Consider the following 16,091-nt stretch of genomic DNA (forward strand, 5'->3'; position numbering starts at 1 on the left):
ACTTGCGTCGCTCCTACCGTGCAGCCCGACATTTCGGGCTGGTTCTCGTGGGAGCGACGCAAGTCGCGATGGCGGGATGGGGGCGGCGACGCGGCGCCCGGCGCCCCCAACCCGCCCGCTGCGCGTCAGCCCGCGTTGATCCTGGCGGCTTCCTTCTCCTTGCGCGCCGTGTACCACAGGCTCGCGAACACCGAGCAGGCCAGGATGGTGGCGACCACCGACAACGAGACCAGCACCGGGATCTTCACCCACTCCACGATCAGCATCTTGGTGCCGATGAAGACCAGGATGGCCGCCAGTCCGTACTTGAGCAGCTCGAAGCGGTCGCCGAGGTCGGCGAGCAGGAAGTACATCGCGCGCAGGCCGAGGATGGCGAACAGGTTCGAGGTCAGCACGATGAAGGGGTCGGTGGTGATCGCGAAGATCGCCGGGATGCTGTCGACCGCGAAGATCACGTCGGAGATTTCGACCAGCACCAGGGCGAGAAAGAGTGGCGTCATCATGCGCACGCCGTCGCGCACGACGAAGAAGCGCTCGCCCTCGAGCTTCTCGGTGATCGGGTAGTGATTGCGGATCCAGCGGATGAGCGGGTTCTTGTCCAGGTCGGGGTCGTGCTCGGAGAACCACGCCATCTTGATGCCGGTGACGATCAGGAAGGCGCCGAAGACGTAAAGCAGCCAGTGGAACTCGCTGATCAGCCAGCTGCCTGCGAAGATCATGATCGTGCGCAGCACGATCGCGCCGACGATGCCGTACAGCAGCACGCGGCGCTGCAACTCGAGCGGCACCGCGAAGAAGCTGAAGATCATCATCCACACGAAGACGTTGTCGACCGCCAGCGACTTCTCGACCAGGTAGCCGGTGACGAAGGCGGTCGTCTGCTCGTTGGCGACCGCACGCCCGAGCGTGCCGTCGAGATACCACCACAGCCCGGCGGCGAACAGCATCGCCACGGTGACCCAGGCGAGCGACCAGCCTGCCGCCTCCTTCAACGACACCCGGTGTTGCTTGCCGCCACCGAAGGCGAACAAGTCGACAAGCAGCATCGTTCCCACGATGGCGGCAAAGGCCGCCCACATCCACCACGTTCCGATCGATTCCATCGCGCGCTCCGCAGAAAACAAAAAAGGTCTGTTCCCGACGGACACAGACCCTGGCGCGCTGCGATGCACGGACCTTGCCCATCGGGCAAGGTCTCGCTTGCAACGAACGAATGGATCCGTTCGTTGCCCCCGGCACCGGGAGACGGTCTGAAGACCGATCTGCCGTATTGACGATGCCGGAGCGGAAAAGCTACTCCCCTTGATGAACGGGATTGTGTCTGTTGCACTGCGGGAGTGTCAACGCCGGCGTTTCGGGTCGCCGCGAGCAAGGGGTTCGTGGTGTTGCGCTGCAGCAGCGGGCGAGCGTGGCGCGTGGTCGCGCGGTCGACACCCCGTGTCCGCTGGGGCATCATCGGCGGCGTTCGGCCCGCCCGTCATGCCCGGGGGCCCGCCGGCGCCCCTCTCTCAACCACCTCGAACCCATGGAAATCCTCTTTCTGATCGGCCTCATCGTCCTCAACGGCGTCTTCGCCATGTCCGAGATCGCGCTCGTCACCGCGCGTCGGGCACGGCTCGCGCGGCTCGCCGAGGAGGGCGACGGCGCGGCCGAGGTGGCGATCAAGCTCGGCGAGGACCCGACCCGCTTCCTGTCGACGATCCAGATCGGCATCACCTCGATCGGCGTGCTCAACGGCATCGTCGGCGAGGCCGCGCTCGCCGGCCCGCTCTCCGACTGGTTGCAGGTGCTCGGCATGGAGCAGCGGGTGAGCGAGATCGGCTCCACCGTGCTGGTCGTGGTGGTGATCACCTATGTGTCGATCGTGGTCGGCGAGCTGGTGCCCAAGCGCATCGGGCAGATCGACCCCGAGGGGATCGCCCGCCTGGTGGCGCGGCCGATGAATGTGCTGTCGATCGCCTCGCGGCCCTTCGTCTACCTGCTCGCCGGCTCCACCGCGCTGCTGCTGCGCATCATGGGCCAGCGCGAGAGCACCGGGCCGAGCGTGACCGAGGAGGAGATCCACGCCATGCTGGTCGAGGGCTCCGAGGCCGGCGTGATCGAGAAGAGCGAGCACGACATGGTGCGCAACGTGTTCCGCCTCGACGACCGCCAGATCGGCTCGCTGATGGTGCCGCGCGCGGACATCGTGTCGCTCGACCTCGAGCGGCCGCTGGAGGAGAACCTCGAGCTGGTGGCGTCCTCGTCCTACTCCAGCTTCCCGGTGTGCCGCGGCGGGCTCGACGACATCCTCGGCATTGCCAGCGCCAAGAAGCTCTTCAACCAGTCCCTGCGCGGCGAGCCGATCGACCTCGCCAGGGAGCTGCAGCCTGCGGTGTACGTGCCCGAGTCGCTGACCGGCATGGAGCTGCTCGATCAGTTCCGCTCTTCCGGCACCTACACCGTGTTCGTGATCGACGAGTACGGCGAGATCCAGGGCATGGTCACGCTGCACGACGTGATCGAGTCGGTGACCGGCGAGTTCCTGCCGCACGACACCGAGGAGGCCTGGGCGGTGCAGCGCGAGGACGGCTCCTGGCTGCTCGACGGCCTGATCCCGATCGTCGAGCTCAAGGACCGCCTGGGCATCAAGACCGTGCCGGAAGAGGAGAAGGGGCGCTACCACACGCTGTCGGGCATGGTGATGTGGCTGCTCGGCCGCCTGCCGGGCACCGGCGACATCGCCACCTGGGAGAACTGGCGCTTCGAGGTGATCGACCTCGACGGCAAGCGTATCGACAAGGTGCTGGCGAGCCGCCTGCCCGAGCCGGCCGACGAGATCGGCGCCGAGCAGGAGGCCAGCCCGGAAGATCGGGGCGAGACCGCATGATCGACCAGGTCGCGGAGAAGGTCGTCCGCCGCGTCATCCTCGGCTTCCTGCTCGGCGGCCTGCTGTTGCTGAGCTATGCGGTGCTGCACCTGTTCATCGTGCCGGTGGCGTGGGCGGTGATCATCGCCTATGCCACGTGGACGCCTTACCGCCAGCTGCGCTCGCGGTTACCGCGCTATCCCACGATCAGCGCGCTGCTGATGACGCTTTTGCTGAGCGCCGCCTTCGTGCTGCCCGCGCTGTGGATCGGCATGCTGCTGCGCACCGAGGTCGGTGTCGCGATCGCCGCGGTGACCGCGCAGATCCGCGAGGGCGCCTTCGTGCTGCCCGAGTTCGTCCGCACGCTGCCGTGGATCGGCGACGACCTGCAGGCGATGGTGGGCGAGCTCACCCGCGAGCCGGAGGCGCTGCGCGCGCAACTCACCGAGTGGGTGCGCCAGGGCAGCGACCTCGCGCTGACGCTGATCGGCGACGTCGGGCGCAACGCGGCCAAGCTGGGTTTCGCACTCATCACCGTGTTCTTCCTCTACCGCGACGGCGAGCGCGTGCTCGAGCAGGTGGTGGCGGTGCTGCGCCGCTTCCTCGGCGAGCGCCTGGACCCCTATCTCTCCGCGGTGGGCGGGATGACCAAGGCGGTGGTGTGGGGCCTGATCGCGACCGCGATCGGCCAGGGTTTCGTCGCCGGGCTGGGCTACTGGTGGGCGGGCGTGCCGGCACCGGTGCTGATGGGGGCGATCACCGCCGTGATCGCGATGATCCCCTTCGGCACGCCCTTCGCGTGGGGCTCGATCGGCGCCTGGCTGCTGCTCACCGGCAACACCGTCGAGGGCATCGGGCTGCTGCTGTGGGGCGCGCTGGTGGTGAGCTGGGTGGATAACCTGGTGCGTCCGCTGGTGATCAGCAATGCCACCCGCATCCCCTTCCTGCTGGTGATGTTCGGCGTGCTCGGCGGGCTGTCCGCGTTCGGGCTGGTCGGCCTGTTCCTCGGGCCGGTGGTGCTGGCAGTGCTGATGGCGGTGTGGGGCGAGTGGCTGGAGGAGTCGGAGTTCGCGCGCCTTGCGGCGATCGGAGCGCCCGCGGGCGCGAGGGAGGAGGTGGAGCGCGGCGGTCGGTCCTGAGCCGCCGATCGCGACTCGCGTCGCTCCTACAGGAAACGTCGAAGCGCGCGGTCGCCCCGTAGGAGGCGGCGCAAGTCGCGATTGCCACGGTTCCGTCGGCACGGCACCCGGTTCGCGCCGGGATCGCGACTCGCGTCGCTCCTACAGGAAACGTCGAAGCGCGCGGTCGCCCCGTAGGAGCGACGCAAGTCGCGATTGCCACGGTTCCGTCGGCACGGCGCCCGGTTCGCGCCCGGATCGCGACTCGCGTCGCTCCTACAGGAAACGTCGAAGCGCGCGGTCGCCCCGTAGGAGCGACGCAAGTCGCGATTGCCACGGTTCCGTCGGCACGGCGCCCGGTTCGCGCCGGGATCGCGACTCGCGTCGCTCCTGCGGAAAGCGCGAGGCTCAGGTGCCGTACTTGCGCGCCAGGGTATCGTGCAGCGCGACGAACTCCTGCGACAGCTTGTGCTTGGGGTCGAGGTGGATCATCGGCTTGGCCTGCTCGTGCGATTCCTTGATCCTGATCGAGGCCGACAGGTAGGGCTGCAGCACCGGCAGACCCTCGTCGATGAGTTCCTGGACCACCTTTTGCGGCAGGCTCGCGCGCGGCTGGAACTGGTTGACCACGATGCCCTCGACCTCGAGGGCGCGGTTGTGGTCGGCCTTGATCTCTTCCACGTTCGCGAGCAGCGAGTACAGCGCCTTGCGCGAGAACTCGTCGCAGTCGAAAGGGATCAGGCAGGCATCGGCGGCGATCAGCGCCGAGCGGGTGAAGAAGTTGAGCGCCGGGGGGGTGTCGATGAAGACGCAGTCGAAGTCCTTCGCCAGCTCCTCCAGCGCATCGCGCAGCTTGTAGATCTTGTAGCGCGACTCGAGCTTGGATTGCAGCTCCTCGAGCTGCGGATGCGAGGGCATCACGTGCAGGCGCTCGAAGGGGGTGGCGACGACGAAGTCCTTGGTGCCGCGCGGGTTGAGCTTGAAGTTGAGCGTCTGGTCGAAAAAATCGGCGAGCGTCGCATCCAGGACGTCCACGCCGGCACCGAGCAGGTACTGGGTGGAGTTGCCCTGCGGGTCGAGGTCCACCACCAGGGTGCGCTTGCCCTGGGCGGCGGCGATCGCCGCGAGGTTGCAGGTGATCGTCGACTTGCCGACACCGCCCTTCTGATTGAATACCACCCGTCGCATCGCCTTCTCCCCTGTCGTCATGTGCGCGCGGCTGCTCGCCGGCCCCGCATTCTGCCAAAAACCGGCGCCTCCGGCGCGCCAGGCACCGGCAAAGCTCGATTCCAGGGTGATCCTGCGCATAAGCGGCGGGCGTGTCCAAGGCCGGGGTGCTGGAGTACACTTCGGGGGCGTCGGTCGCTGGCGATCCCGAGCCGGACGACGCCAACAAGAACAAGCAGGTCTGCGTTCGATTCCCGAGCAGGTCCTCCGTCCCGGGCTGCAAGCCCCGGGCGGGCGGGTGCTGCGTCGCGATTCCGGCCCGGCCTCGACGACCTCATATCGATTACCTCATAGACACGAGAGGGGAGAACATGGATCAGGATTTCATCACCGCAGCGCTCGACTATCACCGCTCGCCGACGCGCGGCAAGATCTCGGTGGTGCCCACCAAGGGCCTCACCAACCAGCGCGATCTCGCGCTCGCCTATTCGCCCGGCGTGGCCGCGGCCTGCGACGCGATCGTCGCCGACCCTGCCGAAGCCTTCGAGCTCACCAGTCGCGGCAACCTCGTCGCCGTGGTCACCAACGGCACCGCGGTGCTCGGCCTGGGCAACATCGGCCCGCTCGCCTCCAAGCCGGTCATGGAAGGCAAGGGTTGCCTGTTCAAGAAGTTCGCCAACATCGACGTCTTCGACATCGAGCTGGCCGAGAACGACCCCGACAAGCTGATCGAGATCATCGCCGCGCTCGAGCCCACGCTCGGCGGCATCAACCTCGAGGACATCAAGGCGCCCGAGTGCTTCTACATCGAGAAGAAGCTGCGCGAGCGCATGAAGATCCCCGTCTTCCACGACGACCAGCACGGCACCGCGATCATTTCGGCTGCCGGCCTGGTCAACGGTCTCAAGGTGGTCGGCAAGAACATCGCCGACGTCAAGCTGGTGTGCTCCGGCGCCGGTGCCGCGGCGATCGCCTGCCTCGACATGATGGTCAGCGTGGGCCTGCGCCGCGAGAACATCTATGTGTGCGACTCCAAGGGCGTCATCTACGAGGGCCGCGAGCCCAACATGGAGCCGACCAAGGCGCGCTACGCGCAGAAGACCGAGGGCCGCGCGCTGGGCGACGTGATCGCCGGCGCCGACGTCTTCCTGGGCTTGTCGACCGCGGGCGTGCTCAAGCCCGAGATGGTGGCGAAGATGGCTGCCAAGCCGCTGATCTTCGCGCTCGCCAACCCGAACCCCGAGATCCTGCCGGCCGACGCCAAGGCCGTGCGTCCCGACTGCATCGTGGCCACGGGCCGTTCGGACTTCCCGAACCAGGTCAATAACGTGCTGTGCTTCCCCTTCATCTTCCGGGGTGCGCTCGACGTCGGCGCGACCACGATCAACGAGGAGATGAAGCTCGCCTGCGTGAAGGCGATCGCCGAGCTGGCCGAGGCCGAGGCGAGCGACATCGTCGCCAGCGCCTACGGCGGCCAGGAGCTCAGCTTCGGTTCCGAGTACATCATCCCGAAGCCCTTCGATCCGCGCCTGATCGTCAAGATCGCGCCCGCGGTGGCGAAGGCGGCGATGGATTCGGGCGTGGCGACCAAGCCGATCGCCGACCTCGAGGCCTACGCCTCCAGCCTCAACGCCTTCGTCTACCAGTCCGGCATCGTCATGAAGCCGGTGTTCTCGGCCGCCAAGGCGGTGCCGCTGGAGCAGAAGCGCGTGATCTACGCCGAGGGTGAGGACGAGCGCGTGCTGCACGCGGTGCGCGTGGTGCTGGACGAAGGCCTGGCGCGTCCGATCCTCATCGGTCGCCCCGAGGTCATCGAGATGCGGATCAAGAAGATCGGCCTCAACCTCAAGCCCGAGCGCGACTTCGAGATCGTGAATCCGGAGTCCGACCCGCGCTATCGCGAGTTGTGGACCGAGTACTACAAGCTCATGAAGCGCGACGGGGTCACCCCCGACCTGGCCAAAGCCAAGATCCGCCGCGACACCACCCTGATCGGGGTCATGATGCTGCGCCGCGGCGATGCCGATGCGCTGGTGTGCGGCACCTTCGGCTCCTACGACTACCACCTCAAGCAGGTGGCGGACGTGATCGGGCTGGCGCCGGGCGCCAAGCAGTTCGCGGCGATGAACCTGCTGCTGCTCACCAAGCGCATGCTGGCGATCACCGACACCTATGTGAATGAGAACCCGAGTGCGGAGGAAGTCGCCGAGATCGCCCGCATGGCGTCCGACGAACTGCGCCGCTTCGGTATCGAGCCGAGCGTGGCGCTGTTGTCGCATTCCAACTTCGGCAGCTCGAACTCGGCTTCGGCGCGCAAGATGCGCCGCGCCTGCGAGATCCTGCGCGAGACCTCGCCCGACCTCAACGTCGATGGCGAGATGCACGGCGATGCCGCGCTCTCCGAGGAGATCCGCGACAAGCTGCATCCGGATTCGGGCCTGAAGGGCGAGGCCAACCTGCTGGTGATGCCCAACCTGGACGCCGCCAACATCTCGTTCAACCTGATGAAGGTGGCCAATGGCGACGGCGTCTCGGTGGGTCCGATCCTGCTGGGCGCGGCCAAGCCGGTGCACATCGTGACCCCCTCGGCCACCGTGCGCCGCCTGGTCAACATGACCGCGCTCGCCGTGGTCGATGCCAAGGAGTCGCGCAACGCCGGGGCCTGATGCCTGCTGGCGGCGCCGCCTCCGCACGAGCCTCGCACGAGGAGGTTCGCGCGGCGTTTTCCCGGGGGCAGTCCTGCGAGGGGCTGCCCCGCTTTGTTTCCTTCGTTCCCGCCAGGCGATCGCCATGCCGAAAACTTCCTCCCCGCGCCCGCTGCTGCTCGCCGGCGCGCTCGCCCTGGCCGCGCCGGCCGCGTTCGCCGCCGACTGGCTGCTCGCCACCTCCAGCCCGCAGGTCGTGCCGGGCCAGCGCTTCGAAGTCGTGGTGATCGGCGAGGGCCGCGCGGCGGATTGGCCGGCGCGGCTGCCGGCGAGCATCGAGCTGTCGGGTGGCGGGCCGCGCATCGCGGTCGAGCTGGTGGCGATCGGCAGGCCCGCGGCGGGGGGCGGCCAGCGCCGCTATTTCGCACGCTGGCCGATGGAGGTCACCGGGGTGGCGGCGCTCGCGCTCGTCGGTCGGCCTTCGGCCCGCGTGCTGCTCGACGCCGGGACGGCGGCCGATGTGGCTACGGCGGCCACCGCGTCGACCGCCATCCCGCCGGTCGCCGCGGCCGGCACGACGGCGGTCGCCCCAGCGGCCGCGGTGGCGCCGATGGCGCCGGTGGCGGCGGTGCCGTCCGATGCGGCGCCGGTCGAGCCGTCGGGCTTCGGCTTCCACGAGCCGATGTACTTCCTCATCGGCGGTCGCGACCCGGTGTCGGCGCGCTTCCAGTTCAGCTTCCGCTACCGCATTTTCGACGACCAGGGCGTGGTGGCGGAGACGATCCCGGTGGCGAGCGGGCTCTACTTCGGCTTCACCCAGACCTCGCTGTGGGACCTGCAGTCCGAGTCCAAGCCCTTCCGCGATTCGAGCTTCCGCCCCTCGCTGTTCTACCGCTTCGCGCTCGACGACCCGCAAAAGCGCGGCTCGCTGGCGCTCTCCGGGGGCTACGAGCATGAATCCAACGGCAAGGAGGACATGCCCTCGCGCAGCATCGACACGCTCTTCGTGCGCGCCGACGCGCGCCTGCGCGTGGACGAAGCGGGCACCTACCTCGGCGTCGTCCCCAAGGCGTGGACCTACCTCGATCGCGAGGACAACCCCGACATCGCGCGCTACCGCGGCCACGCCGAGCTCGGCCTGCGCCTCGGCCGCGACGACGGCTGGCTGTTCTCCACGCTGATCCGGCGCGGCACCGAGGGCAAGATGGGCACCCAGTACGACCTGTCCTATCCGATCCGGCGCAGCGTGTTTTCCGGCGTGGGCGCCTTCGTGCATCTGCAGGCCTTCAAGGGCTATGGCGAGACCCTGCTCGAATACGACGAGAACAAGGAAGCGCAGTACCGCATCGGGGTCTCGCTGGTACGCTAAGATCACCCGACGCCGCGCGGCCGGGCTCCCTCCGACGCCGCGCGCAAGGAATCCCGAGGAGAATCCGATGACCCATGCGATCCGAATCCACCGCACCGGCGGCCCCGAAGTCCTGCAGTGGGAGGCCGTCGAGCTGCCGCCACCCGCGACCGGCGAGGTGCGCCTGCGCCACCATGCGGTGGGGCTCAACTTCATCGACACCTATCACCGCAGTGGCCTGTACCCGCTGACGCTGCCGTCCGGGCTTGGCATGGAGGGGGCGGGCGTGGTGGAGGCGGTCGGCGACGGTGTCGCCGAACTGAAGGTGGGCGACCGCGTGGCCTATACCAGCGGCCCGCTCGATGCCTATGCCGAGGCGCGCAACATCGAGGCGCGCCACCTGGTGCCGTTGCCGGACGACATCTCCTTCGAGCAGGGCGCGGCGATGATGCTGCAGGGCATTACCGCACAATACCTGTTGCACGCCACCTACCCGGTCAAGGCGGGCGAGACCATCCTGGTGCATGCGGCGGCGGGTGGGGTCGGCTCGATCCTGGTGCAGTGGGCGAAGCAGCTCGGCGCAACCGTGATCGGCACCGTGGGCAACGATGACAAGGCGCAGCGCGCGCGCGTGCTCGGCTGCGACCACGTCATCGTGTACTCGCGCGAGAACTTCCCCGAGCGCGTGCGCGCGCTCACTGGCGGCGAAGGCGTCGCGGTGGTGTACGATTCGGTCGGGCGCGACACCTTCCTCGATTCGGTCGCCTGTCTGCGCCGCCGCGGCACCATGGTGAGCTACGGCAACGCCACCGGTCCGGTCGCCGCCTTCGATTGCGCCTTGCTGCACAAGGCGGGCTCGGTCTATGTCACTCGGCCCGGGCTGCCCGACTACATCGCCAGCCGCGCGGAGCTCGTCGAACGCGCCGCGGCGCTGTTCGAGGTGGTGCGCAGCGGCCAGGTGAGGATCGAGATCCTGCAGCGCTATGCGCTGAAGGACGCGGCCCAGGCGCACCGCGACCTCGAGGCGCGCAAGACCACCGGCTCGACGGTGCTGTTGCCCTGAGTGTCGGCGGCGGGGGCGGGCGGCGTCGGGTAAAATCCGCGCCATGAATCCTGCTGCCCCCTCCACGGCCGAAGCGCCCATCGTGCCGAGCGCTCCGCGCTTCGTGCATCTCCGCCTGCACTCCGAATATTCGATCACCGACGGCATCGTCCAGCTCGACCAGGCGATCGCCGCCGCCGCGGCCGACGGCATGCCGGCGCTCGGCGTCTCCGATCTCGCCAACCTGTTCGGCATGGTCAAGTTCTACAAGGGCGCGCGCGGCAAGGGCATCAAGCCCATCGTCGGCGTGGACGCCTGGATCCGCAACGAGGCCGAGCGCGACAAGCCGCAGCGCGTGCTGCTCATCTGCAAGAACCGCGCGGGCTATGGTCAGCTGTGCGAGCTGCTGACGCGCGCCTACCTCGAGAACAAGCACCGCGGCCGCGCCGAGATGCGCCGCGAGTGGTTCGAGAATGGTGCCGCAAGCGCGCTGCTGTGCCTGTCGGGTGCGATGAGCGGCGACATCGGCGCGGCGATCGCGGCCGGCAACCTCGCGCTCGCCGAACAGCTCGCGGCCGACTGGGCGCGGCTGTTTCCGGACGCCTTCTACATCGAGATCCAGCGCGCCGGGCATCCCGGCACCGAGTCCTACATCCGCCACGCGGTGGAACTCGCCGGCCGGCTCGGCCTGCCGGTGGTGGCGACCCACCCGGTGCAGTTCCTCAAGCGCGAGGATTTCAAGGCACACGAGGCGCGCGTCTGCATCGCGCAGGGCTACGTGCTCGCCGACAAGCGCCGGCCGCGCGACTTCACCGAGGAGCAGTACCTCAAGAGCCAGGCGGAGATGTGCGAGCTCTTCGCCGATCTGCCCGAGGCGCTCGAGAACGCGGTCGAGATCGCGCGCCGCTGCTCGCTCACCGTGCAACTCGGCAAGAACTTCCTGCCCCTGTTCCCGACGCCCGAGGGCATGACGCTCGACGACTTCCTCGTCGCGGAGGCGAAGAAGGGGCTGGAGGAGCGCCTCGCCCAGCTCTACCCGCACCCGGAGGAGCGCGAGCGTCAGCGCCCGCGCTACGAGCAGCGGCTGAAGTTCGAGACCGACACCATCATCCAGATGGGCTTCCCCGGCTACTTCCTGATCGTGGCCGACTTCATCCAGTGGGGCAAGAACAACGGCGTGCCGGTCGGACCGGGGCGGGGCTCCGGCGCGGGCTCGCTGGTGGCCTACTCGCTCAAGATCACCGACATCGACCCCCTCGAGTACGCGCTGCTGTTCGAGCGCTTCCTCAACCCCGAGCGGGTGTCGATGCCCGACTTCGACATCGACTTCTGCCAGGACAACCGCTACCGCGTCATCGAGTACGTGCGCGAGCGCTACGGCAAGGACGCGGTGAGCCAGATCGCCACCTTCGGCACCATGGCCTCGAAGGCGGTGGTGCGCGACGTCGGCCGCGTGCTGGATCTGCCTTACGGCCTGTGCGACCGCCTCTCCAAGCTGATCCCGATCGAGGGCGCCAAGCCCGTCTCGCTGAACAAGGCCTACGAGATGGAGCCGCAGATCGGCGAGATGATGGCCGACGGCAACGACGGCGAGTCGGTGCGCGACCTGTGGAGCCTGGCGCAGCCGCTGGAGGGCTTGAGCCGCAACGTCGGCATGCACGCCGGCGGCGTGCTGATCGCGCCCGGCAAGCTCACCGACTTCTGTCCGCTCTACATCGCCGACGGCGACGACGCCACGCCGGTGTCGCAGTTCGACAAGGACGACGTCGAAGCCGTGGGCCTGGTCAAGTTCGACTTCCTCGGCCTGCGCAACCTGACCATCATCGAGCTCGCGCTGGAGTACGTGGCGCGCCTGGAGGGCAGCCGTCCGGACCTGATGAGCCTGGGCTTCGAGGATCCCGCCGCCTACCAGATCCTCAAGGACGCCAACACCACGGCGATCTTCCAGGTCGAATCGGACGGCATGAAGAAGCTGCTCAAGAAGCTCGCGCCCGACCGCTTCGAGGACATCATCGCGGTGCTCGCGCTCTACCGTCCCGGCCCGCTCGGCTCGGGCATGGTGGACGACTTCATCCTGCGCAAGAAGGGCCAGCAGGAGATCGACTACTTCCACCCCGACCTCAAGGCCTGCCTGGAGCCGACCTACGGCGTGATCGTGTACCAGGAACAGGTGATGCAGATCTCCCAGATCATCGGGGGCTACACGCTTGGCGGTGCCGACATGCTGCGCCGCGCGATGGGCAAGAAGAAGGCCGACGAGATGGCCAAGCACCGCGCCACCATCGCCGAGGGTGCGAAGCAGAAGGGCTATGACCCGGCGCTCGCCGAGCAGCTCTTCGACCTGATGACCAAGTTCGCGGAGTACGGCTTCAACAAGTCGCACACCGCGGCCTACGCGGTGGTCACCTACCACACCGCCTGGCTCAAGGCGCACCACTGCGCGGCCTTCATGGCGGCGACGATGTCGTCCGACCTGGACAACACCGATACCGTCAAGATCTTCTACGAAGACACGCTCGCCAACGGCATCAAGGTGCTGCCGCCGGATGTCAACGCCTCCGACTACCGCTTCGTGCCGGTGGATCGCAAGATCATCCGCTACGGCCTGGGCGCGGTGAAGGGCGTGGGCGAGCCTGCGGTGCGCGCGATCCTCGCCGCGCACGAGAAGGGCGGAGACTTCCGCGACCTGTTCGATTTCTGCGAGCGCGTCGATCGCCGCATGGTAAACCGCCGCGTCATCGAGGCGCTGATCCGCGCCGGCGCGATGGACACCCTGCCGGGCCACAAGGGCCTGGACCGCGCGCAGCTGATGGCGACCGTCGCGCTGGCGATGGAGGCGGCCGAACAGGCGGCGGCCAACGCGATGCAGGGTGGGCTCTTCGACCTGATGCCGGAGGCCGCGGGCGCGGCGCCCGAGTTCGCCAAGGTGCGTGCGTGGACCGAGCGCGAGCGCCTCAAGGAAGAGAAGCTCGCGATCGGCTTCTTCCTCTCCGGCCATCCCTTCAACGCCTTCAAGCCCGAGGTGCGCCGCTTCGTGCGCCGCACGCTGGCGCAGCTCGAGCCCTCGCGCGACATCACCATGCTGGCCGGCGTGGTGATGGAGCAGCGCACCAAGGTCGGCAACCGCGGCAAGATGGCCTTCGTGCTGCTCGACGACGGTACCGAGCCGCGCGAGGTCACGGTGTATTCCGAGGTGCTGGAGGCGAGCCGCGGCAAGATCGTCACCGACGAGGTGCTGGTGGTGGAGGCCAAGGTGAGCAACGACGATTTCTCCGGTGGCCTGCGCATCAACGCCGACCGCCTGCTCACCCTCGGCGAGGCGCGCAGCCGTTTCGCACGCGCGCTGTCGCTACGCATCGACGGCGAGCTTGCCGCCAGCGGCGGTGCGGCGGGCGCGGCCGGCAAGCTGCAGACCCTGCTCGAGCCCTTCCGCGAGGGCGGCTGCCCGATCCGCGTCCGCTATCGCAACGCCGCCGCCGAAGCCGAGCTCCCGCTCGGCGACGGGTGGCGCGTGCGCCTGGACGACGCGCTGCTGGAGAGCCTGCGCGAATGGCTGCCGGGCGAGGCGGTCGAGGTGGTGTACCCCTGAGGCGCCGCCCGGTGCGGTGACGACTGCGGCGTGGAATGGAGGCGCTGCAATCGCGACTTGCGTCGCTCCCACGGGAATCGAACATGCGCTGGGGGTCTGCGGGTTTTCGTAGGAGCGACGCAAGTCGCGATCACAGCGCATGAACTCCCACGGCGCGCAACGGGCGCGCCGCGTCGCCGTCGCGGAAGTCGAGGGCGCTTCGTTCGGGTCGGGCTGTGCTCAAACCGTCGGACGCTGCTCGAAGCCGGTGAGGCGCTCGAGTTCGGCCTCGAACACCTCCACCCGCGACACGCGCGCATTCTCCGGGCCCCGGTGGGCCCAGGCGACGAAGGTTTCGACCTTGACGAGCGGGCCGATCGCGAGCGCCTCGACCGTTCCGTCGCTGCGGTTGCGCACCCAGCCCGAGAGGCCGAGGCGCGCCGCCTCGGCGGTCGCGCTGCCGCGATACCAGACGCCCTGCACCCTGCCGTGGATGCGCAGGCGGCGGGCGATGGCGTCCGCCGCCGGCGCGCTTGCAGCGGGCAGCGGTGATTTCCCGTCGGGCATGCTCGAGTGCTGTTCAGGCGTGGGCGATTTCCGCTCAGGCATAGGCGATCTCCGGCTCGCGCCCGCTCAGGCGCTGGGCGCGGATCAGCGCCTCGGTGAGGTTGGCGGCGATGTTGTCGTCGCCGAGCTTGTCGCTGAAGCCCGAGCGGAACACGATCGAGCCGGGTTGCGAGTTGAGTCCGCACAGCACGAGGTGGGCGCCGCGCTTCTGCAGGTTGCGGTGCAGGGTCTGCAGGATGTCCAGGCCGGTGGTGTCGATGTTGATCACCTTGTCGAGGTCCAGCACGACCACCTCGGGGTGGCCGGGCAGCCCGAGCAGCAGGTTCTCGAGCTTGTTGGCGGCGCCGAAGAAGAGGCTGCCCTTGAGCTTGTAGGCGACGATGCGCGGCGTGCCGTCGGGGTGGGACAAGGCTTCGACGCCATAGAAGTCTTCCAGTGGCACGCGGTCGATGCGGGTGAGGTCGGACATGCGGTAGATGAAGAATAGGCTCGCGAGCGCCATCCCGATCTCGACCGCCAGGGTGAGGTCGAACACCACGGTGATGAAGAAGGTGCCGAGCAGGATGGTGCGGTAGTTGAGCGAGTAGCGCGCGAGCTCCTTCGGCGCGAAGGCGTGCCACTCTCCCATGTTGATCGACACGATGACCACGATCGCCGACAGCGTGGCGAGCGGGATGTGGCTGGCGAGCGGGGCGAGCGCGAGCACGATCGCGAGCAGCACGCCGGCGTGGATCATGCCGGCGATCGGGGTGCGTCCGCCGGTGCGGATGTTGGTCGCGGTGCGCGCGATCGCGCCGGTGGCGGCGAAGCCGCCGAAGAGCGGCGCGGCGACGTTGGCGATGCCCTGCGCCATCAGCTCCTGGTTGGGGTCGTGGCGGTCGTCGATCTGGCTGTCGGCGACGCGCGCCGAGAGGAGCGACTCGATCGCGCCGAGCAGCGCGATCGTGATCGCCGGCGCGATCAGCTTGCCGAGCGTGGACAGGCTCAGTTCCGGCAGGCCGAAGGGGGGAATTTCCTGCGGGATGCCGCCGAAGCGGCTGCCGATGGTGTCGACCGGGAGCGCGATCAGGGCGTTGATCGCGGTCAGGATGATCAGTACCGCGAGCGGGCCGGGCAGGCGGCGCATCCACGCGGTCTTCACGGCCTGGCGGTTCCACGCCACCAGGATCGCGAGCGACACGAGCGCCACCGCCACCGTGGGCAGGTGCAGCGTGGGCAGCGCCGCGGCGAGCGCCCCCATCTTGGCGAAGAACTCGCCCGGCAGGTCGGCGATCTGCAGGCCGAGGAAGTCCTTGATCTGCGAGATGAAGATCACCACCGCGATGCCGTTGGTGAAGCCGATCACGACCGACAGCGGGATGAAGCGGATCATGTTGCCCAGGCGCAGCGCGCCCATGGCGAACAGCAGCACGCCCGACATCATGGTGGCGATGAGCAGGTTCTGCACGCCGAGGTCGGCGACGATGGCGTAGATGATCGGGATGAAGGCGCCGGTGGGCCCGCCGATCTGCACCTTGGAGCCACCAAGGAAGGCGATCAGGAAGCCGGCGACGATCGCGGTCCAGATGCCCGCGGTAGGCGACATGCCACTGGCGATCGCGAACGCCATCGCGAGCGGCAGCGCGAGCACGCCCACGGTGATGCCCGAGGAGAGGTCGCCGACGAAGGTCGCACGGCTGTAGCCGGGCAGGGTGTCGAAGAGCTTGGGACGGAAGTCGAGTTTCATGTTGTCTCCGCTGCGTACTGGTTCAGGACGGGGCGCGAGGCCCGGGCGGCGCCGCCGCCATC

Annotated in this window: 10 protein-coding genes; 6 read left to right on the forward strand and 4 right to left on the reverse strand. The window is 68.4% G+C overall.

The features are described from left to right. Positions 1–125: 125 nt before the first annotated feature. Positions 126–1,103: a TerC family protein gene (locus ACZ5PP_RS20290; RefSeq protein WP_012585088.1), complete on the reverse strand. Its 978-nt coding sequence runs from the start codon at positions 1,101–1,103 to the stop codon at positions 126–128. 422 nt (positions 1,104–1,525) lie between these two features. Between ACZ5PP_RS20290 and ACZ5PP_RS20295 the strand changes: the two genes are divergently transcribed. Both ACZ5PP_RS20295 and ACZ5PP_RS20300 read left to right on the forward strand, forming a co-directional pair. Then, positions 1,526–2,869, forward strand: coding sequence for a hemolysin family protein (locus tag ACZ5PP_RS20295; protein WP_004323555.1), 1,344 nt, complete (start codon positions 1,526–1,528; stop codon positions 2,867–2,869). Next, positions 2,866–3,987 (forward strand): AI-2E family transporter, encoded by a 1,122-nt coding sequence (locus ACZ5PP_RS20300; RefSeq protein ID WP_012585089.1) that lies wholly within the window; start codon positions 2,866–2,868, stop codon positions 3,985–3,987. The genes ACZ5PP_RS20295 and ACZ5PP_RS20300 overlap by 4 nt, the downstream gene beginning before the upstream one ends. Positions 3,988–4,374: 387 nt before the next feature. On the opposite strand, the gene ACZ5PP_RS20305 is transcribed toward ACZ5PP_RS20300, so the two are convergent. Continuing rightward, a complete protein-coding gene (locus ACZ5PP_RS20305; protein WP_004323553.1) occupies positions 4,375–5,154 on the reverse strand; it encodes a ParA family protein in 780 nt (259 codons plus the stop codon). Between the two features lie 350 nt (positions 5,155–5,504). On the opposite strand from ACZ5PP_RS20305, the gene ACZ5PP_RS20310 reads away from it, so the two are divergent. The 4 genes from ACZ5PP_RS20310 (at position 5,505) to dnaE (ending at position 13,757) form a co-directional block, all read left to right on the forward strand. Further along, positions 5,505–7,799: an NADP-dependent malic enzyme gene (locus ACZ5PP_RS20310; protein ID WP_004323552.1), complete on the forward strand. Its 2,295-nt coding sequence runs from the start codon at positions 5,505–5,507 to the stop codon at positions 7,797–7,799. 124 nt (positions 7,800–7,923) lie between these two features. Then, a complete protein-coding gene (locus tag ACZ5PP_RS20315) occupies positions 7,924–9,147 on the forward strand; it encodes a phospholipase A (RefSeq protein WP_464826529.1) in 1,224 nt (407 codons plus the stop codon). Positions 9,148–9,214: 67 nt separating this feature from the next. Then, positions 9,215–10,189, forward strand: coding sequence for a quinone oxidoreductase family protein (locus ACZ5PP_RS20320; RefSeq protein ID WP_043742800.1), 975 nt, complete (start codon positions 9,215–9,217; stop codon positions 10,187–10,189). A 43-nt stretch (positions 10,190–10,232) separates the two neighbouring features. Next, the gene (gene dnaE / locus ACZ5PP_RS20325; protein ID WP_012585092.1) at positions 10,233–13,757 is read left to right on the forward strand and encodes a DNA polymerase III subunit alpha; all 3,525 of its coding nucleotides are present in this window, start codon (positions 10,233–10,235) and stop codon (positions 13,755–13,757) included. Between the two features lie 219 nt (positions 13,758–13,976). On the opposite strand, the gene ACZ5PP_RS20330 is transcribed toward dnaE, so the two are convergent. After that, positions 13,977–14,345 carry an acylphosphatase gene (locus ACZ5PP_RS20330; protein WP_370695913.1) on the reverse strand — a complete coding sequence of 123 codons (369 nt, stop codon included), beginning with the start codon at positions 14,343–14,345 and terminating at the stop codon, positions 13,977–13,979. After that, complete coding sequence (locus ACZ5PP_RS20335; RefSeq protein ID WP_004312333.1) at positions 14,338–16,029, reverse strand: SulP family inorganic anion transporter; 1,692 nt, start codon at positions 16,027–16,029, stop codon at positions 14,338–14,340. Before ACZ5PP_RS20335 ends, ACZ5PP_RS20330 begins: the two co-directional genes overlap by 8 nt. Positions 16,030–16,091: the final 62 nt, after the last annotated feature.

Source organism: Thauera sp. DNT-1, from assembly GCF_055393985.1.